At 72.5% G+C, this 20,796-nt stretch carries 16 protein-coding genes; 7 read left to right on the top strand and 9 right to left on the bottom strand.

Annotated elements, in window-relative coordinates:
• Positions 1-61: 61 nt before the first annotated feature.
• The gene (locus tag ACGF4C_RS13210) at positions 62-1,417 is read right to left on the bottom strand and encodes an ABC transporter substrate-binding protein (protein WP_393565843.1); all 1,356 of its coding nucleotides are present in this window, start codon (positions 1,415-1,417) and stop codon (positions 62-64) included.
• A gap of 171 nt (positions 1,418-1,588) precedes the next feature.
• Between ACGF4C_RS13210 and ACGF4C_RS13205 the strand changes: the two genes are divergently transcribed.
• The gene (locus ACGF4C_RS13205) at positions 1,589-2,047 is read left to right on the top strand and encodes a hypothetical protein (RefSeq protein ID WP_030812750.1); all 459 of its coding nucleotides are present in this window, start codon (positions 1,589-1,591) and stop codon (positions 2,045-2,047) included.
• Between the two features lie 32 nt (positions 2,048-2,079).
• Positions 2,080-2,988, top strand: a complete 909-nt coding sequence (gene purU, locus ACGF4C_RS13200; protein WP_393565840.1) for a formyltetrahydrofolate deformylase — start codon at positions 2,080-2,082, stop codon at positions 2,986-2,988.
• 336 nt (positions 2,989-3,324) lie between these two features.
• Here purU and ACGF4C_RS13195 read toward each other — a convergent pair whose 3' ends face one another.
• Complete coding sequence (locus ACGF4C_RS13195) at positions 3,325-4,848, bottom strand: zf-HC2 domain-containing protein (RefSeq protein WP_393565839.1); 1,524 nt, start codon at positions 4,846-4,848, stop codon at positions 3,325-3,327.
• A 143-nt stretch (positions 4,849-4,991) separates the two neighbouring features.
• Complete coding sequence (locus ACGF4C_RS13190) at positions 4,992-5,624, bottom strand: sigma-70 family RNA polymerase sigma factor (protein WP_393565837.1); 633 nt, start codon at positions 5,622-5,624, stop codon at positions 4,992-4,994.
• 531 nt (positions 5,625-6,155) lie between these two features.
• Between ACGF4C_RS13190 and ACGF4C_RS13185 the strand changes: the two genes are divergently transcribed.
• Positions 6,156-6,530 (top strand): STAS domain-containing protein, encoded by a 375-nt coding sequence (locus tag ACGF4C_RS13185; protein WP_030415409.1) that lies wholly within the window; start codon positions 6,156-6,158, stop codon positions 6,528-6,530.
• A gap of 132 nt (positions 6,531-6,662) precedes the next feature.
• On the opposite strand, the gene ACGF4C_RS13180 is transcribed toward ACGF4C_RS13185, so the two are convergent.
• The 3 genes from ACGF4C_RS13180 to ACGF4C_RS13170 form a co-directional block, all read right to left on the bottom strand.
• Positions 6,663-7,877, bottom strand: a complete 1,215-nt coding sequence (locus ACGF4C_RS13180) for a sensor histidine kinase (RefSeq protein WP_393565835.1) — start codon at positions 7,875-7,877, stop codon at positions 6,663-6,665.
• Entirely contained in the window at positions 7,871-8,533 is a 663-nt protein-coding gene (locus ACGF4C_RS13175; RefSeq protein WP_393565833.1) for a response regulator, read from the bottom strand. The genes ACGF4C_RS13180 and ACGF4C_RS13175 overlap by 7 nt, the downstream gene beginning before the upstream one ends.
• A 481-nt stretch (positions 8,534-9,014) precedes the next feature.
• Positions 9,015-10,022 (bottom strand): hypothetical protein, encoded by a 1,008-nt coding sequence (locus tag ACGF4C_RS13170; RefSeq protein ID WP_393565832.1) that lies wholly within the window; start codon positions 10,020-10,022, stop codon positions 9,015-9,017.
• Positions 10,023-10,530: 508 nt separating this feature from the next.
• Here ACGF4C_RS13170 and ACGF4C_RS13165 point away from each other — a divergent pair.
• From ACGF4C_RS13165 to ACGF4C_RS13155, 3 genes are all read left to right on the top strand, one after another.
• On the top strand, positions 10,531-12,489 hold the full coding sequence (locus ACGF4C_RS13165; protein WP_393565830.1) for a serine/threonine-protein kinase: 1,959 nt from the start codon (positions 10,531-10,533) through the stop codon (positions 12,487-12,489).
• 152 nt (positions 12,490-12,641) lie between these two features.
• Positions 12,642-14,321, top strand: coding sequence for a succinic semialdehyde dehydrogenase (locus ACGF4C_RS13160; RefSeq protein WP_393565828.1), 1,680 nt, complete (start codon positions 12,642-12,644; stop codon positions 14,319-14,321).
• Positions 14,322-14,372: 51 nt separating this feature from the next.
• A complete protein-coding gene (locus ACGF4C_RS13155) occupies positions 14,373-16,199 on the top strand; it encodes a GMC oxidoreductase (protein WP_393565826.1) in 1,827 nt (608 codons plus the stop codon).
• A gap of 60 nt (positions 16,200-16,259) precedes the next feature.
• On the opposite strand, the gene ACGF4C_RS13150 is transcribed toward ACGF4C_RS13155, so the two are convergent.
• The 3 genes from ACGF4C_RS13150 to ACGF4C_RS13140 form a co-directional block, all read right to left on the bottom strand.
• Positions 16,260-17,399 (bottom strand): LAETG motif-containing sortase-dependent surface protein, encoded by a 1,140-nt coding sequence (locus ACGF4C_RS13150; protein WP_393565824.1) that lies wholly within the window; start codon positions 17,397-17,399, stop codon positions 16,260-16,262.
• A 434-nt stretch (positions 17,400-17,833) separates the two neighbouring features.
• Positions 17,834-17,968: a hypothetical protein gene (locus tag ACGF4C_RS13145; protein ID WP_393565822.1), complete on the bottom strand. Its 135-nt coding sequence runs from the start codon at positions 17,966-17,968 to the stop codon at positions 17,834-17,836.
• 514 nt (positions 17,969-18,482) lie between these two features.
• On the bottom strand, positions 18,483-18,839 hold the full coding sequence (locus ACGF4C_RS13140) for a chorismate mutase (RefSeq protein ID WP_393565821.1): 357 nt from the start codon (positions 18,837-18,839) through the stop codon (positions 18,483-18,485).
• A gap of 251 nt (positions 18,840-19,090) precedes the next feature.
• On the opposite strand from ACGF4C_RS13140, the gene guaA reads away from it, so the two are divergent.
• Positions 19,091-20,677 (top strand): glutamine-hydrolyzing GMP synthase, encoded by a 1,587-nt coding sequence (gene guaA / locus ACGF4C_RS13135; RefSeq protein ID WP_030812787.1) that lies wholly within the window; start codon positions 19,091-19,093, stop codon positions 20,675-20,677.
• Positions 20,678-20,796: the final 119 nt, after the last annotated feature.

Raw genomic sequence — 20,796 nt, 5'->3', positions numbered from 1 at the left:
CGCGCTCAGTAGTACGTGCGAGGTCGATCAACACTTACGAGGGCAGGCGGCACGCGCGCGCTCAGTAGTCGTCCGTCCGACGCCGTTCCAAGGTCCTGGTGACGTTCACGAACCCGTCCTGGGCGGAGACCAGTTCGCCGTTCCGCACCACCTGGTACGTCACCATGCCGTTCACGATGCGCGGGAAGTCCTGGACGGCGATCATGTCGTCGTCGCGCCAGCGCAGCTTCGGGGTCAGGCCCCCGGTGTCGATGGCGTGCTCGCCGCGGTCGAGGGTGGCCTGCAGGGCGTGTGCGGTGATGTCGGTCACGCCCGCGTCGTCGAGCTGCTCGATCAGTGAGTGCAGCACCGTGTAGGCGATCCAGGTGGTCTGCACCCCTTGGTCGGCCGGGTCGATGCGGTTGTCGTCGAAGGCGTAGTCGGTGATGACCTTCCGCATCGGCCGCCAACGGGGGTCGCCGGCCACCGGGTACCAGCCGGTGATGTCCGCGCCCTCCAGCGGGCCCGACGTGCCGCCGGAGCGGTTCACCAGCGCCTGGCCGACGCTGCCGAGGACGGACGCGACCCGCACCTTGGGGCTGTCCTCCTGGAGCCGCCGGAAGGCGTCGAAGAACGCGTCCGTGTGGTCGCCGAGCGACGCGGCCACGCACGCGCCGGGGGCCTTGCCGCCGGCCTCGGCCGTTCCGTAGACGGCCGGATCCGCGCCCACTTGGCGCAGGGCCTGGGTCACCTGGGGCGAGTAGTCGGTGCCGTCCTCGGGCGCTTTGATGTCCTTGGCGGGGTGCCGGCTGCCGCTCTGCAGGCCGGAGTCGAGCAGGGACGGCATCTGGTCGCCCTGGATGGTGTCCGGGCGGACCAGCGCGACGCGCCTGCAGTCGGCCGCCAGCTGGCGGCCGTTGCCGGCGAGCAGGGACGCCTGGCCGCCGTTCACCGGGTACGACAGCGGGCTCTGGAACTCCTCGTCGGAGGCGCCGTAGCCCCCGATGAACGGGATGCCCTTGACCTCCAGGGGGGACATGAACGAGCGGCCGAACTGGCTGTAGGAACCGACGACGGCGACCGCGCCCTCGTCCACCGCCCGTTGGGCGCACTGCGCGGCGGCCACCGAGTCGTTGCGCTCGTTGCAGGTCAGCACCCGCAGCCGGTGGCCCCGGATGCCGCCGCGCGCGTTGACCGAGCGGGCGTACGCCTGGGCCATGGCCGGCATTCCCGGCATATTGGTCGCCCGGGTGTCCTCCGGTGCCCAGGTCATGACCGTGACCGGCTCCCGCTCCCCGGAATTCCCCGCTCCGGGGAGGGAGCCGCAACCGGAGAGCAGCGACGCGAGGGCCGCCGTACATGTCACCGCCGCGGCGATCTTGACCGCGGGAGCGTGGGGCAACAAGGGGCGGGGGGAGGAGCGTCGCCGTCCGGTCATGGCACCGCAGCCTTCCGTCCTGCCCGGAACGCCCGAGTGACGAAAGGGCAACGGATGGTGACGTAGCGGTGAACTCCGGGGGGCCGTGCGAGATCGTTCGCACGGAACGTACGATCGAATGCTGTGCAAGGTTCGGAGAAGTCTTCCCGTCGCGGCCGTCGCTCGACCACCATGGGCGGCATGCCACTCAATGACATGCCGTGGTGGCGCTGGCGCTGCAATGTGCGCTCCGCGCTGCACATGCTCTCCGACCCCGCCTTCCACCAGGAGACCTGGCTGGCCGGACGGCCTGGGTACGGGGACGTCACCGACGCCGTCTACCGGCTCGTCGAGGACACCTGGCTGGACAACTGGTCCGCCGACAAGTACGTCGGCACGATCTTCCGGGACGCCCAGGAGGCCCAGCTGGTCGACGCCGCCGTCCTGAGGGTGCTGCGGATCATGCACCAGGTCGGCGCGGACGCCCCGGTCGCCGCCTACATGGCGCACCAGGGCTGGGCCGAGGCAGTACAGGCGGCCCGTGCGGCCCATGTGCACATGGCGACGGCGGACGGCGAGGACCCCGATGCGCCGCCGCGCTCGCTGGAGGTGCTGGCCATCATGACGGGCGGCGCGGACGCCCCGGTCTGACCTGCTCCGCAGGTATGGGACCCTATGAGGTCATGAGCGAGTCGCAGCCCACCCAGCCCGGTCGAAACGGTCGGAACGATCACAGCGATCGGAACGATCAGTACGTGCTCACCCTGTCCTGCCCGGACAAGCAGGGGATCGTGCACGCGGTGTCCAGTTACCTCTTCATCACCGGCTGCAACATCGAGGACAGCCAGCAGTTCGGCGACCACGACACCGGGCTGTTCTTCATGCGCGTCCACTTCAGCGCGGACGCGTCGGTGAGCGTGGACAAGCTGCGGGCGAGCTTCGCGGCGGTGGGCGACTCCTTCGGCATGGACTGGCAGATCCACCGGGCCGACGAGAAGATGCGGGTCGTCCTGATGGTGTCCAAGTTCGGGCACTGCCTCAACGACCTGCTCTTCCGCTCCCGGATCGGCGCGCTGCCGGTCGAGATCGCGGCCGTGGTCTCCAACCACACGGACTTCGCGGAGCTGGTCGGCTCGTACGACATCCCGTTCCACCACATTCCGGTCACCCGCGACACCAAGTCGCAGGCCGAGGCGAAGCTGCTGGAGCTGGTGCGGGCGGAGGGCGTCGAACTGGTGGTGCTCGCCCGCTACATGCAGGTGCTCTCCGACGATCTGTGCAAGGCGCTGTCCGGCCGGATCATCAACATCCACCACTCCTTCCTCCCGAGCTTCAAGGGCGCCAAGCCGTACCACCAGGCGCACGCCCGCGGCGTGAAGCTCATCGGTGCCACCGCGCACTACGTGACCGCCGACCTCGACGAAGGCCCGATCATCGAGCAGGAGGTCGAGCGGGTCGGCCACGAGGTCACCCCGGACCAGCTCGTGGCCATCGGCCGGGACGTCGAGTGCCAGGCCCTCGCCCGCGCCGTGAAGTGGCACAGCGAACGCCGCGTGCTGCTGAACGGCAGCCGGACGGTGGTCTTCGCGTAACGGTGGTCTTCGCGTGATGGTGGGGGCCGAGTAACGGTGGGGGGCGCGTAACGGTGGTCTTCGCCTGCGCGGGGCCGTTGGGTTTCACCTAGGGGAGAGTCGAACAGATCCCGTAGGGGTTCGACGGGCCCCCTGCTGGGCCACAACGTGGCGGGGCGGGGAAGTATTCCCGGGGGCCGGCGCTCCCTGGGCCCGGCATTCCCGGAGCGCGGTACCCCGGAGCCCGGCCGCACCGGCGTAGGCGTAGGCCTACGTGTGGGTTTACGTGGAGGCGCAGGCGCGTGCCTTCCAGCACGCGCCTGCGCGCGCCATTGGCGGTTTCCTTCCGGTCGTGGTTCAGAGGCGGGACAAGGACGCCGTGGCGAAGAGGACCTCGCGGATGGCGTCGCGTTCGCCGTGTTGGCCGGCGGCGGCGTCCTCGGGGGAGATGTGGCCGGCCGCCAGCTGGCAGAACTCCGCACTGTCCAGGGCGATATGGGCGACGGTGTGGTCGGGCGTGCCCAGCGCGGCCGGTGAGTCCAGCGCTATGTACCAATGGCCGCCGCCGTTGCCCTCGACCTCCAGATGGAGCGTACGGCCCGGGGCGCCGGCCTCCACCAGCCGCTGCGGCGGGGACGCCAGCCCGGCCCGGCGGCGGTCGGCCAGCGCGCTGGGCAGCAGCCGGGCGGCGAGGTCGACCATGCGGTTCAGGTGCGCGGCGGCCGGGGCCTCGTACGGATAGTCCACCGCGTCCGCGATGTCGCCGGCGTGCACCCAGCACTCGAATGCGCGGTCCAGGAACGCGTCGCGCAGCGCGAGCTGGAAGTCGCCGTAGGGAACGGCGAGTTCGGCGACCTTGCCGCCGGCGAACGACACCTGTCTCATCAAGGAGTAGCTCTGCTCGCGCCACGGCTCATGGGTGGCGAGCGGGCTGCCCGTGTCGCTGCAGCCGCGCCACAGCGTCTCCGTGCGGATGAGCGGGTCCGGGGTGCCCGGCGGGGCCGCCGTGCCCAGCGGGTCGGGGAGCCCGAGCGCGGTCGCGACCAGGCCGTCCACCGCCATCAGATGCCCTATGACCCCGGCGACCGTGGTCTGCCGTTCCACCGGGCGTTCGCCCTCGAACCAGCGCAGCCGCACCGGTGCGCGCCACTCCGCCTCGCCCATGTCGCGCAGCAGGGCGTCCAGTTTGGCGGTCTCCGCGTCGTACGGCGCCGCCCACTCGGGCACCGGGATACGCGCCGGACGGCGGCCCAGGCAGCCCTCCAGCACCCGGGAGCGCAGCAACGGGTCGAGGTCGAGGCTGTCGGCGGGGTGCAGCAGGCCGACCGCGTCCCGCAGTCGCACCGCCTCGTCGGCGCAGGAGGCGCAGTCGGTCAGATGCGCCTCGACGGCGGCGGTCTCCTCGGCGGAGCAGGCCGACAGCGCCCAGGCGCCGAGCAGCGACTTCAGGACGCGGTGCGGCGGGGTGGGCGCCGGGCCCGGGAGTGGGGCGGGCGGGGCGGCGGGGTCGGTCATGGGCTCGGCTTCCGGGGCACGCGAGGAGTGCTCGCGCGGGGCGTCTGCGCGCGGTGGTTCCGCGGGCGGGGCTTCGGCGTCCGTGGGGCCGCCCGCAGCGCCCGTAGGGCCTGTAGGGCCTGTACTGCCTCTATGGCACGTATGGCCCGCACTGTGTGTGGTGCCTGCGCCACCTGCATCGGCGCGTGCACCACCACCTGCGCCATCAGCTTCATCGTCAACCGGATTGGCAGCCGGATCGGCAGCCGGATCGGCGGACGGATCGTCGGAGAGGTCGCCGTGCGCTTCGGCGGCCGGGGCGTGGAGCGGTACGGGCGGTGCGGGCACTACGGGTGGCACAGGGGTCACGGGCGGTACGGGCGGCATGAAGGGTTCGGACGGTGGGGGAGGGGCCGGTGTGGCGTCGGGGAGCGGGCCGTGGTCCTCGGCGGCGGGGCGCGGTGCCGGTATCCGCGGCCGTTCACCGGGGCCGCTGGGCAGCTCGGGGCCGTCCCACTCGTCCGGGCCGTTCACAGCGCCCGTCCGTGGCCCTGGCCGGGCGGGGCGGCGGTGCCGGGGGCGGTGGACGCGTAGGCCGAGCGGCGGGTGGGCGGCAGGGCGGTGGCGTTGTGGGCGGTGGACAGCAGCTGCAGGCCCAGGCGCAGCCGGCGGCGGGCCTCGTCCTCCGTGACGCCGAGGTCGGCGGCGGTTTGGCGGTAGTCACGGCGCTGGAAGTACGCCAGCTCCAGGGCGGCCCGCAGGGGTGCGGGCATGGACGTGACGATGTAGTCGGCGCGGGCGGCGGTGGACGCTTCGCGGATCTTCTGCTCCATATCGGCCTGCGCCGGGGTGTCGCCGCCGTCGCGGGCGCCGGCGGCCTCGGTCTGGCGGAGCCGCTGGACGGCCTGATGGCGGGTGAGGCCGGCGATCCAGGAGCGCAGCGGGCCCTGCTTGGGGTCGTAGGAATCCGGGTGTTCCCAGATGGCGGCGAAGACTTCGCGGGTGATGCGGTCGGCGGCGTCCTCGTCCTCCAGGACGCGGTAGGCAAGGCTGTGCACGAGCGAGGCGAAGCGGTCGTAGAGCTCGCCGAGCGCGGCCGCCTCGCCGCGGGCGAGCCGCTGCTGCATCCGCCTGTCCCAGCGCGGTGGCGCGTCGTGTCCCATCGGACCCCCATCCCTGCCCGTCGCCTGCGGGCTCACACCTCAGCCGTCACTCCTGCGCATCTGTACACCTTCATGCCCGGAACGGTGGGCACGATCACGGAAACCTCCGTGCCTCGAATGTAATGCGCGGGTCTGACAACACACGCTCCTTTGCGGCAAATCGAACCTTGAGGGGGATGCGGGTGGTAAGGGGCTGACGGCCCGGGCCCGGCGAGGAGCGGATCCGTAAAACGCTCGGGAGGCGCTCGGGAGGCGCCCGGGAGCAGCAGCGGAGCGCTCGAAGTTGCCCTTTGCTGATCGTTCATGCGCGTATGAGGCGATGTGTTATCCGGGTGTGACCGGAGGTGGGCGGAAAGTTGCCGCCCTTGGGGCATAGCCTTGGGCGTGAACGGCCTGTTACGTCCCACGGCTACCGCCGGGAACCAGGATGAGTTTCAGGACATCAAGGCCGGGCAGTCGAGCCGGGGAAGGATGAGTTCCGGATGTAACCGGGCACATCCGGTCCGAAAGCGAGCGAAAGGCTTCGAGCGCGTGTCGTTGAAGGTGGCAGAGGACGCACAGGGCCCCTGGGCCGTACTCCAGGTTTCCGGTGAGATGGACCTGGTCACGTCTCCTGCGGTGCGCCAGCACGTGCACGATGCGGTGGCCGACGGCCGCAGATCCCTCGTGCTCGATCTCTCCGAGGTCCGTTTCTGCGATTCCAGCGGGGTCGGCGTGCTGATCGCGGCCCGCCGGCTGATGCGTTCGTGCCAGGGCCGGCTGCGGCTGATCCTGCCCGCCCAGGGGGCCGTCGACGGCTCGCACGTCAACCGGGTGCTGGCCGCACTCGGCGTCCGCCGGCTCTTCGAGGTCTACCCGGACCTGTCCACCGCCGTCGACGAGGCCGCCGCACCGCTCTCCGCCTGAAGCTCCAGCCCGAGCTCCGAGGCCCATCCCCCAGCCCCAGCCCCGAAGCCTCAGCCCCGGAAGCGTACGAGGGGACAAAACGGCGCTGCCCGCCCGCCACCCGGCTCGCTCCTCCGGTCCCCCGCCCCCCATTCACCCCGCCCCGTACGGGAATTCCGCCCGTACCATGAAGCCGCCGTCGGAGGTGGGCCGGGCCTCCAGCGTTCCGCCCAGGCTCTGGGCGCGCTCGCGCAGTCCCACCAGGCCGTGCCCGCCGCCGGGCAGCACCGGCGCGGTCGCCGTCGCGTCCGGCGGCCCGTTGCGGATCTCCACCCGCAGTCCCGGCCCGGCCTCCCCGCAGACCTCGTCCGCCGGATCGACCCGGACCTGCACCCGCGCCCCCGGCGCGTGCTTGCGGACGTTGGTGAGCGCCTCCTGGACCGTGCGGAAGGCCGCCCGTTCGACCGTCTTCGCGCCGCCCGTACCGGCCACCACCCCGCCCTCGTACGTCACGTCCAGCGCGCTCATCTCGATCAGCCGCGGCAGCTCCTCCAGGTCGGGCTGCGGCGCCAGTCCGCTCGCCTCGCCGCCGTCCCCGCCGTCCGCCCGCAGCACCCCCACCATGTGCCGCAGTTCCTCCAGCGTCCGCACGGAGAGTTCACGGATCGTCCGGGCGCCGGCCCGCGCCGCCTCGTCCTCCGTGCTGACCTGCACGGCACCCGCCTGCAGGCTGATCAGGCTGACCTGGTGGGCCACCACGTCGTGCATCTCCCGGGCGAGCCGGGCGCGTTCGGTGGTCTTGACCCGGTCCGCGAGCAGCCGGTCCTCGCGGCGCAGGCTGCGGGTCAGGTCCTCGACCCGGGAGGCGAGTTCGCGGCGGGTGCGCACCAGCAGGCCCAGCGCGATCGGCGCGGCCGAGGTGACGCAGGCGTCGATCAGCACCAGGGTGTTCTCGCGGTACGCGGTGAGTTCGAAGTCGGAGATCGGGTACGGCAGGAAGTGCGCGGCGATCAGCAGCACCGCACAGATCCCCAGCCGCCGCCGGCCGGGGCGCCGGGCCGCCAGGGTGTAGAGCCCGATCATCGGCGCGAACCAGATGTAGCCGATGTACAGGCCGGGCAGCGTCACGAGGAAGACCAGCAGCGGAAAGCGCCGGCGGAGCAGCAGGGCGGCCGCGGCGACCACCGAAACGCCCAGCTCCAGGGCGAGTTCCAGGCCGTTGACCAGCACCGCGTCGGCGATCGCCAGCAGCACCGGTACGACCACGGGCGCGGTCCGGCGCAGCCGCCGACCCCACCTCCCGGCCGCGAACGTCCGCCACCGGGCCGCCCCGCGGGCGAGCGGCCGCCCGCCGCCGGACCTCACCACGCCCCCCGGGGAGCCCCGGACACCAGGCCCGCACGGTCGGCGACGATGGCCGCCTGGATGCGGTTGATGCCCCCCAATTTGCCCAGGACGGCGCGGACATGGTCCTTGACCGTACTGGGCGCCAGTCCCATCCGCCCGGCTATCTGGGCGTTGCCCAGCCCTTCGCCGAGCAGCGAGAGCACCTGCGACTCCCGCGGTGTCAGCCCGCTGACCGCGCGGGCGGCCGCCGCCTGGTCCTCGGCCGTCAGATAGCCGCCGATCACGGCCCGGGTCACGCCCGGGTCCAGCACGCTGCCGCCCGCGGCCAGCGTCCGTACGGCCCGCACCAGCTGCTCGGGATCGGAGTCCTTCAGCAGGAAGCCGGCCGCGCCCTCGCGCAGCGCCGCGGTCAGGTACTCCTGGGCGTCGAAGGTGGTCAGCATCGCCACCGCCGGCGGCTCCGGCGCGGCGTGCAACTGCCGGAGCACGGTCAGCCCGTCCACGTCCGGCATCCGGATGTCGAGCAGCACCACCTCGGCTGCGCAGCGCAGCACGGTCTCCACGGCCTCGGCGCCCCCGCAGTCCGCGACCATCTCGATGTCCGGGGCGGTCCCCAGGATCATCCGGAGTCCGGATCTGACCAGCCGTTCGTCGTCCACCACAGCGACACGGATCACCGGCCGCCCCTTTCTGCCTTCTGCTGGTTCACACCCGTTCCCGAAGCCGCGGAACCGCCCGGCGCTGCGCGACTCCGTACCTCTGTCCCGGTCCCCGCCCTTCGACGGACCCGGACCCCCGCCGAGCGGCGGGGGTGAGCCCGGGACCTCGGGAGGATGCCATGCGGGGCGCCTCACGGGCAGAGTGGTCCACATGCTGCACCACTGAAGAGGCCACAAGCCCAGGACGCGTTGCAGTTCACATCGGCGGCCGCCGCGACCCCCACACGCGGCGGCCGCTGCATGGCGTGCGGGGGCGGTTCGGAGGGGGATCTCCCCCGCACCGCCGGAAGCCCGCCCCTGAACGCTTCTGACGCCCGTGACGACGACGTCCCTGCACCCTCACGCCCCTTACGGACACCCTTCGCCAAGGGCACCTTCCGCTACGGTGGAACAACGGGGAACTACGGGGAATTACAGGGCACTCGCTGCGCCGGAACCCCTACGGGCGTCCCGCCCCCGCCGCCCGGAGTCCCTCCGCCCGCAGGCCGCCGTACGGCCCGAAGCCGCGGCCGGTCGCCAGCACCACCACCGACGTCATCGCCGCTAAGCCGTACGCCGTGGTCGCCATCGACAGCGCGCCCTCGGTGGTCTCGAAGGACCGGTTGAAGAAGCCCGTGACGGTCAGCCACACCACCGTCCGCACGGTCAGATACAGCTCGACCGCCGCGAACACCAGCAGCGCGCCCCGTACGTCGTGCCGGCCACGGAAGGCCAGCACCCCGAGGACCAGCAGCACGGCCACCGAACCGACGGTGGTGAACTCGATGGACGACTCCAGGTCGAGCGTGCCGTGCACCGACCCGTCCACCACCCCGCGCAGATAGCGCACCACGTCCGTTCCGCCGGCCGTCAGATCGCGCCCGGTCCAGCCCAGTCGCGCCAGGCCCATCAGCAGGAACAGCACCCCGCAGACCCGCGACGGGCGGCGCCACGCGGGGTCCGGGCCGGCGGCCCGCGGCCCCGCCCCGGCCCGGCGCCGCTCCGTGGCGGGGAACATCACGACCAGCACGACCAGCGCCACCACCAGCCCCAGCCCGCGGGTGGCCAGCGTCCAGCCGCCCAGCGGGTCGTTGCGGTACTGGTCGCGGTAGGCGGTGTCGAAGAGGCCCACGCCTTCCCGCAGCGACAGGGCGAGCAGCAGGAAGCCGGAGAGCAGCGCCGCGGAGCGGGCCACCCGGCGCTGGGCCAGCGCCAGACCCGCGACCACGAGGAACACCACCGTGAGGGACCACTCGTAGGGGCCGAGGATCTGTAGGACGGGGGAGGCGCCCGGGTTGAACAGCCCCTCCAGGAAGTCGCCCAGGGTGCCGTCCGACTGGACGATGCCGTAGACGGTCCAGGCGGCGAGCGCGCCGCCGTAGAGCGCCAGGCACAGAGCGGTGGCTAGGTAGGCGCCGCTGTGCTCGACAGCGGCGCGGCCGGGGTCGGTGCCCGGTCGGACGTCCACCGTTCCGCCGTCCTGCATCATGCTGACCGACCCCCGCTCCGCGTGCCGCAGCCGCCGTACCGGCCGTTCCCGTACGGCAGCCTCACTGTGTCAAGGACGGTGGGAGAGCCGGTGGAGGTTCCACCCCGTGTGTCGTGCGGGCCGGTTGGTGTGTTCAGCGCACTTGTCGTGCGGTCGCCGCGACGACGTCCCGGGCGCCCCGGCGGGTCGCGACCGTATGGCGCGGGAGGCGCCGGAGGACTCCCGGTCGCGGATCGGAGGGAGTTCGGCGGCCTGGTTGTGGACGTCGTGGGTGACGCCGGGACCGGTGGGGTGCCGATGACGGCGGCGATGCGCACAACGACTGCCCCGGTAGCGGAAGTTGATCATGCGGGCGCACCGCAGCGGGCGCCCGCGGGACCGTCCCGCGCGCGGTCGGTGCAGGTCAGCGGCGGGGTGGGCGGATGCCGTCGCCACGGTGGGGAGCCGCTCCCGCCGGGCGGGGGGCGGTGCGGCAAGATAGGGGGGCATGGGGATCTTCGGGGGCGAGGGCCGGCTGGTCGGCGGTCGGTACCGTCTGGGTATACGGCTGGGCCGCGGCGGCATGGGCACGGTCTGGCGGGCCACCGACGAGCTGCTGGGCCGCCAAGTGGCCGTCAAAGAACTGCACTTGGACGAGGCGACCGCCGAACCCGAGGCGCGGGTGCAGCGCGAGCGGGCGATGCGTGAGGCGCGTACGGTCGCCGGGATCAAGCACCCGAACGTGATCGTCGTGCATGACGTCGTCGAGCAGGACGGCCGGCCGTGGATCGTGATGGAGCTCGTGGAGGGCCCGTCGCTGGCCGACCGGCTGCAGAGCGGCGGCCCGGTCGCGCCGCGCGAGGCGGCCCGGATCGGCGTGGCGCTGCTGGGCGCGCTGCGCGCCGCGCACGCCCGTGGCGTGCTGCACCGCGACCTCAAACCGGCCAACGTCCTGATGGAGTCCGGCACCGGCCGGGTCGTGCTCACGGACTTCGGCATCGCCCAGGTCCCCGGCGTCACCACGCTGACCGACGCCGGCGGTTTCGTCGGTTCGCCGGAGTACACCGCCCCGGAGCGGATGGCCGGCCGGCAGACCGGCCCCGAGGCCGACCTCTGGTCGCTGGGCGTGCTGCTGTGCGCCGCCCTCAACGGGGAGTCGCCGTTCCGCCGCGACTCCCTGGGCGGGGTGCTGCACGCCGTCGTGTACGACGAGATCGAACTCCCCGAGCCCGCCCGGCCGTTGCAGGCCGTGCTCGGCGGCCTGCTGGAGCGCGACCCGGACCGCCGGATGGGGCTGACGGAGACGGAGCAGCTGCTGCGCGGCTACCTCCACTCGGGCCGCGCCCCGGAGCGCGACCCGGCCGGGCCGGCCGTCCCCGGACCACCAGCAGGCCAAGGCACACCAGCAGGCCAAGGCACACCGGCCGTCCCCGGGACGCCGTTTCCGCGTGCGCAGGCTCCCGATATGCCGTTTCCGCGTGCGCAGGCTCCCGGTACGCCGTTCCCCGGGACCCCGCCCCTTCCGACGCCGGGCGGTCCCGGCGCCCCCGCTCCGCCGCACGACCGCCCCGTCAGCGGCCCGCCCGGTGTGCCGCTGCCCGGCGAGCCCGTGCCCGGTGGTCATCCGCCCGCTGAGGAGCCCCTGGCCGCCGCCCCCGCGCCCCTGGGGCACGCCTCCGGCGGCCCCGTCAGCGGGCCGCCCGGCGGGCGGGCCCCGGGCCTGCCGATCCGGGACGCCCTCGACGAGCGGGCGCTGGCCGCGGCGGCCCGCCCGCACACCGGCCGGACCCGTACGGCACTGCTGATCGCGCTCGCCGTCGTGGTGGTCGCCGGAGCCGGCGCCGGCATCACGGCCCTGCTGATGCGGCAGGGCGGCACCGACGGGGCCGCCGGCCAGGGCGGCCGGCCCGGCCACTCCCAGCAGGCCTCGCACACCGGCCCGCCGAAGAACGCCCGGCCGGGCACGCCCCGCCCCACGGGCACCGTCACCTCCGCGCCCTCCCCCGGTGCCACCGGCGGGGTCCCGGACGGCTACCGCCTCGTGAAGGATCCGGTCGGCTTCGCGCTCGCCGTACCGGTCGGCTTCACCCGCTCCTACGAGCACGACCGGGTCTACTACTCCTCCCAGGGCAGGCGGTTCCGGATCGGCGTCCAGCTGCAGAAGCGGGTACCGGAGGGGCCGATCGGCGCGATGCGCACCGCGGACGCCGAGGGCCCGGCCAACTACCGCGGCTACCGGTCGGGCCAGGTCACCGAGACCACGCACAACGGACTCCAGGCGGGACTCTGGGAGTTCGTCTGGGACGGCAGCGCGGCGGACGGCGGCTCGCGCTACACCTACGACCTCAGCTGGGACGAGAACGGCCGGATGATCGACGTGTGGATCTCCTCGCCGGTCGGCTCCCGCACCGAGGCCAAACGTCACTTCGACACCGCCCTCGACGCCTTCCGGCTGACCGGGACGTGACGGTCGAAGATCCGCCCCGGGGCCGCCGGGCCCGCGGTCGTCCCTGACCAGAGCCCTTACGGCCAGCGGATGCTGGCGCGATTGTGGGCGGCCGGTGAAAACCCGTTACTGCCGGGTACACAAAGCGTCCGGGGAGGAATACGCTCGCCGACATGACGGACTCGCAGGACACCGGAACCGCTGCCTCCACCGCCGCCGAGGCCCCCGAAGCCCCCGAGGCCCCCGCCGAGGCCCCCGCAGCGCCGACCGAGGGCAATCCGGTCGCGCCCGCCCCCGCGGGCAGCCGCACCGCCGCCGAGGTGGTCACCCCCGAGATCGCCGCCCGGCTCACCCGCGGCGTGCTCGGCAGTGGCCGTACGGCCAACCACACGCCGTTCACCGGCGAGAAGCTGGCCGACCTGCCGGAGTCCACCCCCGAGGACGTCGCCACCGCCTTCGAACGGGCCCGGGCCGCGCAGGAGCGCTGGGCCAGGGTCCCGGTCCGGCAGCGCGCCGCGGTCCTGCTGCGCTTCCACGACCTCGTCCTGCGCCGCCAGGCCGAGGTGCTCGACCTGATCCAGCTGGAGACCGGCAAGGCCCGGCTGCACGCCCACGAGGAGGTGCAGGCGGTCGCCGTCGCCGCCCGCCACTACGGCCGCAAGGCCCCCGCCTACCTCGGCCCCAAGCGCCACACCGGCGTCGTCCCGACCCTCACCAAGGTCACCGAACTCCGCCACCCCCGCGGCGTCGTCGGGCAGATCGCCCCCTGGAACTACCCCTTCGAACTCTCCATAGGCGACGCCCTGCCCGCCTTCGTCGCGGGCAACGCCGTGGTGATGAAGCCCGACACCGAGACCGCGCTGACCGCGCTGTGGGCCCGCGAGCAGCTCATCGAGGCCGGGCTGCCGGAGGACGTCTGGCAGGTCGTGATCGGCGAGGGCCCGGTCGTCGGCCCCGAGGTCGTCAAGCACGCCGACTACGTCTCCTTCACCGGCTCCACCCGCACCGGCCGCGAGGTCGCCCAGGGCGCCGCCGCCCGCCTGATCGGTGTCTCGCTCGAACTCGGCGGCAAGAACGCCATGCTGGTGCTCCGCGACGCCGACCTGGACAAGGCCGCGGCGGGCGCGGTCCGCGGCTGCTTCTCCTCCGCCGGCCAGCTGTGCATCTCCATCGAGCGGCTCTACGTCCACGAATCCGTCGCCGACGACTTCCTCGCGCGCTTCGCCGCCCGCACGAAGGCCATGCGGCTCGGCAACGCCCTCGCCTACGGCGCCGACATGGGCTCGCTGGCCGGTGAACGCCAGCTCCAGGCCGTCGTCCGGCACGTCGAGGACGCCGTCGCCAAGGGCGCCGAGCTGGTCGCCGGCGGCCGCGCGCGCCCCGACATCGGCCCGTTCTTCCACGAACCGACCATCCTCGACGGCGTCCAGGCCCCGATGGCCGTCTGCGACGAGGAGACCTTCGGCCCGGTCGTCTCCGTCTACCGCTTCCGCGACGAGGACGAGGCCGTGGCGCTCGCCAACGCCACGCCGTACGGCCTGAATTCCAGCGTCTGGACCAAGGACGGCCGACGCGGCCGGGCCCTCGCCGCCCGGCTGCGCACGGGCACGGTCAACGTCAACGAGTCGTACGCGGCCGGCTACGGCAGCGTGCAGTCGCCGATGGGCGGCATGGGGGACTCCGGCCTGGGCCGCCGGCACGGCTCCGAGGGCATCCTCAAGTACACCGAGGCGCAGACCGTCGCCCACCAGCGGGTGATGCCGCTCGCACCGGCCTTCGGGCTGACCGATGAGAAGTACGCCCGGTTCATGACCGCCGGCCTGCGCGCCATGAAGGCGTTCCGGCTGAGGTAACCACCCCCCACGGCAGCCCCGCCCCTCCGCCCCGAACAGCAGGGAGAGCCAGTGCCCCAGGAGAACTCTGCCCAGAGCCAGGACCCGGACGGCACCCGGACCGACGGCTACGACTACGACGTCCTCGTCATCGGCTCCGGCTTCGGGGGCTCGGTCTCCGCCCTGCGCCTGACCGAGAAGGGCTACCGGGTCGGCGTCCTGGAGGCCGGCCGCCGCTTCACCCGCGAGACGCTGCCGAAGAACTCCTGGGACCTCAAGAACTACCTGTGGGCGCCGGCCCTCGGCCTCTACGGCATCCAGCGCATCCACCTCCTCGGGAACGTCATGGTGCTGGCCGGCGCAGGCGTGGGCGGCGGTTCGCTGAACTACGCCAACACCCTCTACGTCCCGCCGAAGCCGTTCTTCGACGACCCGCAGTGGAAGGACATCACCGACTGGCAGGAGGAGCTGAAGCCGTACTACGACCAGGCCCGGCGGATGCTGGGGGTGCGGCTCAACCCGACGATGACGCCGTCCGACGTCCACCTGAAGGCGACCGCGGAGGCGATGGGCGTCGGGGAGTCCTTCCACATGGCGCCGGTCGGGGTGTTCTTCGGGGACGGCGACGACTCCGACGGCACGGTGCGGGCGAAGCCGGGCGAGGAGGTGCCGGACCCGTACTTCGGCGGTGCCGGACCGGCCCGCAGGGCGTGCACCGAATGCGGCGAGTGCATGACCGGCTGCCGGCACGGCGCGAAGAACACCCTCAACGAGAACTACCTCTACCTGGCCGAGAAGGCCGGTGCGGTGATCCACCCGATGACGTCGGTCGTCGCGCTCACCGAGGACTCCCGGGGCGGCTTCGCCGTCCGGACGCTCCCGACGGACGACAAGAAGAAGGGCGAGGGCAGGACCTTCACCGCCCGCCGCGTCGTCCTCGCGGCCGGCACCTACGGCACGCAGACACTCCTGCACCGCATGAAGGACAGCGGGCTGCTCCCGTACGTCTCCGGCCGCCTCGGCGCGCTCACCCGCACCAACTCCGAGGCGCTGGTGGGCGCCCAGACCGACAACCGCCGCTACCGCAAGCGGCACGGCGCGGAGAAGGCCGACTTCACCAAGGGCGTCGCGATCACCTCGTCGATCCACCCCGACGAGAACACCCACATCGAACCGGTCAGGTACGGCAAGGGCTCCAACTCGATGGGCGGGCTGACGATCCTCCAGGTGCCGTACCGCCCGGCGGGCCGGGTGCGGGGCTGGCTGGCCAACATGGCCCGCCACCCCTGGCTCGCCCTGCGCGCGCTCTCCAACCGGCGCTGGTCGGAGCGGACCATCATCGGCCTGGTCATGCAGTCCCTGGACAACTCGCTGACCACGTACCGGAAGCCGAGCGGCCTCGGCAAGGGCCTGCTCACCGCCCGCCAGGGCCACGGCGCCCCCAACCCGAACCAGATCCCCGAGGCCACCCGGGCGGCGACCCTGCTCGCCGAGGAGATCAACGGCTTCGCCGGCTCCAACGTCGGCGAGCTGATGGGCACCCCGCTCACCGCCCACTTCCTCGGCGGCTGCCCGATCGGCGACTCGGCGGCGACCGGCGTCATCGACCCGTACCACCGGCTGTACGGGCACCCCGGCATCTCCGTCGTCGACGGTGCCGCGGTCTCCGCGAACCTGGGTGTCAATCCGTCGCTGACCATCACCGCACAGGCCGAACGCGCGATGTCGCTGTGGCCCAACAAGGGCGAGGCGGACCCGCGGCCCGCCCCGGGGCGGCCCTACGAGCGGCTGTCCCCCGTGGAGCCGGTCCGCCCGGCCGTCCCGGAAAAGGCCCACGGCGCGCTGAAGCTGCCGTTCCTGGCCGTGCCGCCGGTACCGCCGAAGAAGTCCCTGGCGTAGTACGACACAGGGCCGTTGGGGAGTCGGTTCCCCAACGGCCCTGCGGCTCACGGCCTGTGGTTACGCGGCCGCGGCACCGTTCCCGTCCGTCTTACGACGGCGGACGACGAAGAGCGCACCCGCGCCCACGACCATCGCGACCCCGCCCACGAGGGCGACGGTCGGCAGCGCGGACGAGGAACCGGTCTCGGCGAGCTTGCCGGTGACCGGGAGCTCCTTCAGGTCGCCCTGCGGAGCCGGCTTGTTGGGCTGGTTCTTGCCCGGCTTGCTCTTGGCCGGCGGGACGCTGCCCGGCTTGCTGCCGGCGACCAGGACGTCGAAGTCGTACTCCGCGACGTCGGAGAAGCCGCAGACGTCGTCCTCGTTGTGGTACGCGCCGATGGTGAACGCGAAGCCGTAGCTGCCCGGGGTCTTGGCGTCGACCTTCAGGCGGAGCTTGGCGTCGGCGTACTCACCGGGCTTGAGACCGTCCACGGACGCGAAGTAGCCGTCCTCGTCGGTGATGGCCTCCCAGGCGTGGGAGTCCTCGTCGTACCACTGCACGGTCAGCAGCTTGGAGACGTCGTCGAAGTTGTGGGTGCTGATGGCGCCCAGCGCGACGTACGCGTCGACCGACTTCATCGCCTTGTCGGAGGTGTTGGTGGCGCGGAAGGTGAAGTTCTTCCAGCCGGAACCGGCCACGACCTTGCTCGGCAGACCGCGCAGCTCGGTGCTGATTGCCGTCTCGTCCGACTGCTCGGCGCAGGTGTCCTCGGTCGGCTTCCCGCTCGGCTTGGCGGTGGGCTTGGCCGAGGTGGTGGGCTTGGGGTCGCTGGTGGGCTTGGTGTCGTCACCCGGGGTGCCCGGGCCGCCCGACCCGTCCGCACCGCCGTTGCCGGTCTCACCACCGGTACCGGTCTCGCCGCCGGTACCCGTCTCGCCACCGTTCCCGGTCTCGCCACCGGTGGCGGTCTCGCCACCGGTCTCCTCGCCGGGCTTGGTCTCGTCGCCCGGGGTGGTCTCGTCACCGCCCGCCGGCGTCTCCGGCTGCGTCGTGGTGTCGTCGGTCTGGTCCTGACCGGGGGTGCCCGGCGTCGGCTCGGCGCTCGCGGTGGTCTCGGCGTCGGCGCCGGTGGCGAACGCGGCAGGGGCCGCCATCAGGGCGGCAGGGGCTATGACGGCCGTTGCAGCGGCAGCCGTCAAGGCACGGCGAAGCTTCATCGAGAAGACCTCTCGGGGTCCAATGTGCCGTGGGTCGGCACCAGTTGATAGCTGGCCGTCGCGTTGGGGGGCGCGGTATGGCCGTGCGATTTCACGTACATGACCGGTCATGGCCGAAAAAGGTTGCCCACTCGAACCGAATTCTTTCGGTGACCCCGGTCACATCGCTCACAGCCGCCGCACAGCCGGTCCACAGGCATCGCACAGTCGCCGGGCGGAGGGGGCCTGCGGGCAGCGGCGGAACGGACCGGCCGAGGGTGGTCGTGCGCCCGGCGTGCGCCCCCCTGGAGAGGGTCCCCGGCCCCATAGCGAAGGGCCCCGGATGCCGTCCGCGAGGGGGGTGCGGACGGCCACGGGGCCCTTGGCTTTCGGTGCCGGCGTCAGGGCAGCGCCGGCACCGAGGTGCGGCGCTGGGGGGGGGTAGCGCCGCTGGCTTACAGGGGTGGTGCGTGGTGCTCGATGGTGCGGTGCGCGCGGTGGTCCGGACCGATGCCGGTGCCGGGTCGTCGCGGTTCGCGGACACGCAGCACGGCAAAAGTCCGTACCAGGCGCGGTATGTCGTTCGTCAAGCATCGTCCTGGATACGCCTCACCTGGCGCAACCGTTTCGACCGGATGCGGTCGGTCCCGGGCGTCCCCAGGACCGACCACCCCATCGGATTGTGACCGGGCTGCTGTCCCCTGCTGACCGGTCACGGCACCGGAACGAGGTCCCACGACGCGGGCCGCGGAAGGCGGCCGGCGTCTCATCGCTCCGGTCTTCCGCCCGTGGGGCGGCGTCTACGCGTAGTCCTGCAGGCCGCGCCTGGCTGGCGTGGCACCGGGAACAACGAAGCCCCGCGGCGGCCGGTCACGCGCCGTACGGGTGAGTCGGCAACCGAACTCAGATGCGGCAGCTGCGCCGGGCGCACACTCCTTTGCCATGCGCCCCGCCTGCGCCCGCAACGCCCGGAACCGGCATCACACCGGCGCGACGGTGATCACGTCCGCCCCGAACCGACCGCCCACCGGCCGTCCGCCGACCGGAATCGACCCCTTCGGCGCACAAAACCGGCCACCAGCAGTCGCCGGCGGTCCGGCCGGCTCAGATCTGCCCCCGGGAGAGCTCCAGCAGGGTCATCGCCAGTGCGGTGCCCGGCTTGCCCAGCTGGTCGCGGTAGTGGGCGAGGATCTCCATCTCGCGGGAGAGGTTCACCCGGCGCCCGCCGGAGGTGATCCGTTCGCGCTGGATGACGGCCGAGACGGCCATCCGTTCCTGCACGAGACCGATGATCCGGCCGTCGAGATCGTCGATCCGGCGCCGGGCGTCGGCGATGAGCCCGGCGGCCTCCGGCGTATGGGCGCCGGTGTCGGGCGTCGGGGCGGGTGACGGTGAGGGTGCGGTTGCGGCGGCGCGGCCGGTGGTGGGACGGGTGGCCGGGCCGGCGGTCGAGGTGCTCATGTCCGTGTCTCCTGGGGGTGTGGCCCCGGAGCCGATGATCGAGATCCGGACAGACGCAGGCGCCCCGGACCTTGTCGGCCCGGGGCGCCTGGGAAGTTGCTCGTCAGTGGATCAAGCAGCACGACCATGGCAGCCGGACGGGCCGGTGCCATAGGTAAAGACGAAGGTCAGCTGCTGGAACATGGGCCACAGTATGAGCCCGTTAGAATCGAAAGTCCAACCCTGCTCCACACCGCCGGAAGGCCGCCGAAGTGCCATCAGCGCCCCCTGCCGCTGCCCCGGACGTCGTCCTCGTAGTCGACTTCGGCGCACAGTACGCCCAGCTCATCGCCCGCCGCGTCCGTGAGGCCCGGGTCTACAGCGAGATCGTGCCGTCCACCATGCCGGTGGCCGAAATGCTCGCCAAGAACCCCAAGGCGATCATCCTCTCCGGCGGGCCGTCGTCGGTCTATGCCGAGGACGCCCCCAGCCTCGACCGTGCCCTGTTCGAGGCCGGTGTCCCGGTCTTCGGCATGTGCTACGGCTTCCAGCTCATGGCCACCACCCTCGGTGGCACCGTCGACAACACCGGCGCGCGTGAGTACGGCCGTACCGCCCTGACCGTCTCCCGCACCGACTCCACCCTCTTCGAGGGCACCCCCGCCGAGCAGTCGGTCTGGATGTCGCACGGCGACGCCTGCTCCGCCGCCCCCGAGGGCTTCCGGGTCACCGCGTCCACGGACATGGTCCCGGTCGCCGCCTTCGAGAACGACGAGCGCAAGCTCTACGGCGTCCAGTACCACCCCGAGGTCATGCACTCCACGCACGGCCAGCAGGTCCTGGAGCACTTCCTCTACCGCGGCGCGGGCCTCCAGCCGAGCTGGACCACCCACAGCGTGGTCGAGGAGCAGGTCGCCGCGATCCGCGCGCAGGTCGGCAGCAAGCGGGCGATCTGCGGCCTGTCCGGCGGCGTGGACTCCGCGGTCGCCGCCGCCCTCGTCCAGAAGGCCATCGGCGACCAGCTGACCTGCGTCTACGTCGACCACGGCCTGATGCGCAAGGGCGAGTCCGAGCAGGTCGAGAAGGACTTCGTGGCCGCCACCGGCGTCCAGCTGAAGGTCGTCGAGGCCGAGGAGCGCTTCCTCGACGCGCTGGCCGGGGTCAGCGACCCCGAGCAGAAGCGGAAGATCATCGGCCGCGAGTTCATCCGCGTCTTCGAGCAGGCCCAGGCCGAGCTGGTCGCCGAGGCCGGCGCCGACGGCGAGGAGGTCGCCTTCCTCGTCCAGGGCACGCTCTACCCGGACATCGTCGAGTCCGGCGGCGGCACGGGCACCGCCAACATCAAGTCGCACCACAACGTGGGCGGCCTCCCCGACGACATCGAGTTCGAGCTCGTCGAGCCGCTGCGCCAGCTGTTCAAGGACGAGGTCCGGGCGGTCGGCACCGAGCTCGGCCTGCCCGAGGAGATCGTCCACCGCCAGCCGTTCCCCGGCCCCGGCCTGGGCATCCGCATCGTCGGTGAGGTCACCAAGGAGCGCCTCGACCTGCTGCGCGAGGCCGACGCGATCGCCCGCGAGGAGCTGACCGCGGCCGGTCTGGACCGCGAGATCTGGCAGTGCCCGGTGGTCCTGCTGGCCGACGTCCGCTCCGTCGGCGTCCAGGGCGACGGCCGCACCTACGGCCACCCGATCGTGCTGCGCCCGGTCTCCTCCGAGGACGCCATGACGGCCGACTGGACCCGGATGCCGTACGAGGTGCTGGCCCGCATCTCGACCCGGATCACCAACGAGGTCGCGGACGTGAACCGCGTGGTCCTGGACGTGACCAGCAAGCCGCCGGGGACCATCGAGTGGGAGTGATCGTCTGATCTCCCGATGATGTCAACGCAACGCCGTCGCTCATTCGTTTGAGCGGCGGCGTTGTCGTTCCCCCTCGGTACGCTGACTGCACAGGCGAGACTGCGTCGTATGGGAGCAAT

This window comes from Streptomyces sp. NPDC048197, from assembly GCF_043202395.1.
Classification (GTDB): Bacteria; Actinomycetota; Actinomycetes; order Streptomycetales; family Streptomycetaceae; genus Streptomyces; species Streptomyces siderophoricus.
This window is presented reverse-complemented; position numbering and strand designations above follow the sequence as displayed.

Bases quoted from the DNA above. Each gene is read 5' to 3' on its own strand.
- ACGF4C_RS13210 (WP_393565843.1), bottom strand. From the start codon at position 1,417: ATGACCGGACGGCGACGCTCCTCCCCCCGCCCCTTGTTGCCCCACGCT.
- ACGF4C_RS13205 (WP_030812750.1), top strand. From the start codon at position 1,589: ATGGGCGGCATGCCACTCAATGACATGCCGTGGTGGCGCTGGCGCTGC.
- purU (WP_393565840.1), top strand. From the start codon at position 2,080: ATGAGCGAGTCGCAGCCCACCCAGCCCGGTCGAAACGGTCGGAACGAT.
- ACGF4C_RS13195 (WP_393565839.1), bottom strand. From the start codon at position 4,848: ATGCCGCCCGTACCGCCCGTGACCCCTGTGCCACCCGTAGTGCCCGCA.
- ACGF4C_RS13190 (WP_393565837.1), bottom strand. From the start codon at position 5,624: ATGGGACACGACGCGCCACCGCGCTGGGACAGGCGGATGCAGCAGCGG.
- ACGF4C_RS13165 (WP_393565830.1), top strand. From the start codon at position 10,531: ATGGGGATCTTCGGGGGCGAGGGCCGGCTGGTCGGCGGTCGGTACCGT.
- ACGF4C_RS13160 (WP_393565828.1), top strand. From the start codon at position 12,642: ATGACGGACTCGCAGGACACCGGAACCGCTGCCTCCACCGCCGCCGAG.
- ACGF4C_RS13150 (WP_393565824.1), bottom strand. From the start codon at position 17,399: ATGAAGCTTCGCCGTGCCTTGACGGCTGCCGCTGCAACGGCCGTCATA.
- ACGF4C_RS13140 (WP_393565821.1), bottom strand. From the start codon at position 18,839: ATGAGCACCTCGACCGCCGGCCCGGCCACCCGTCCCACCACCGGCCGC.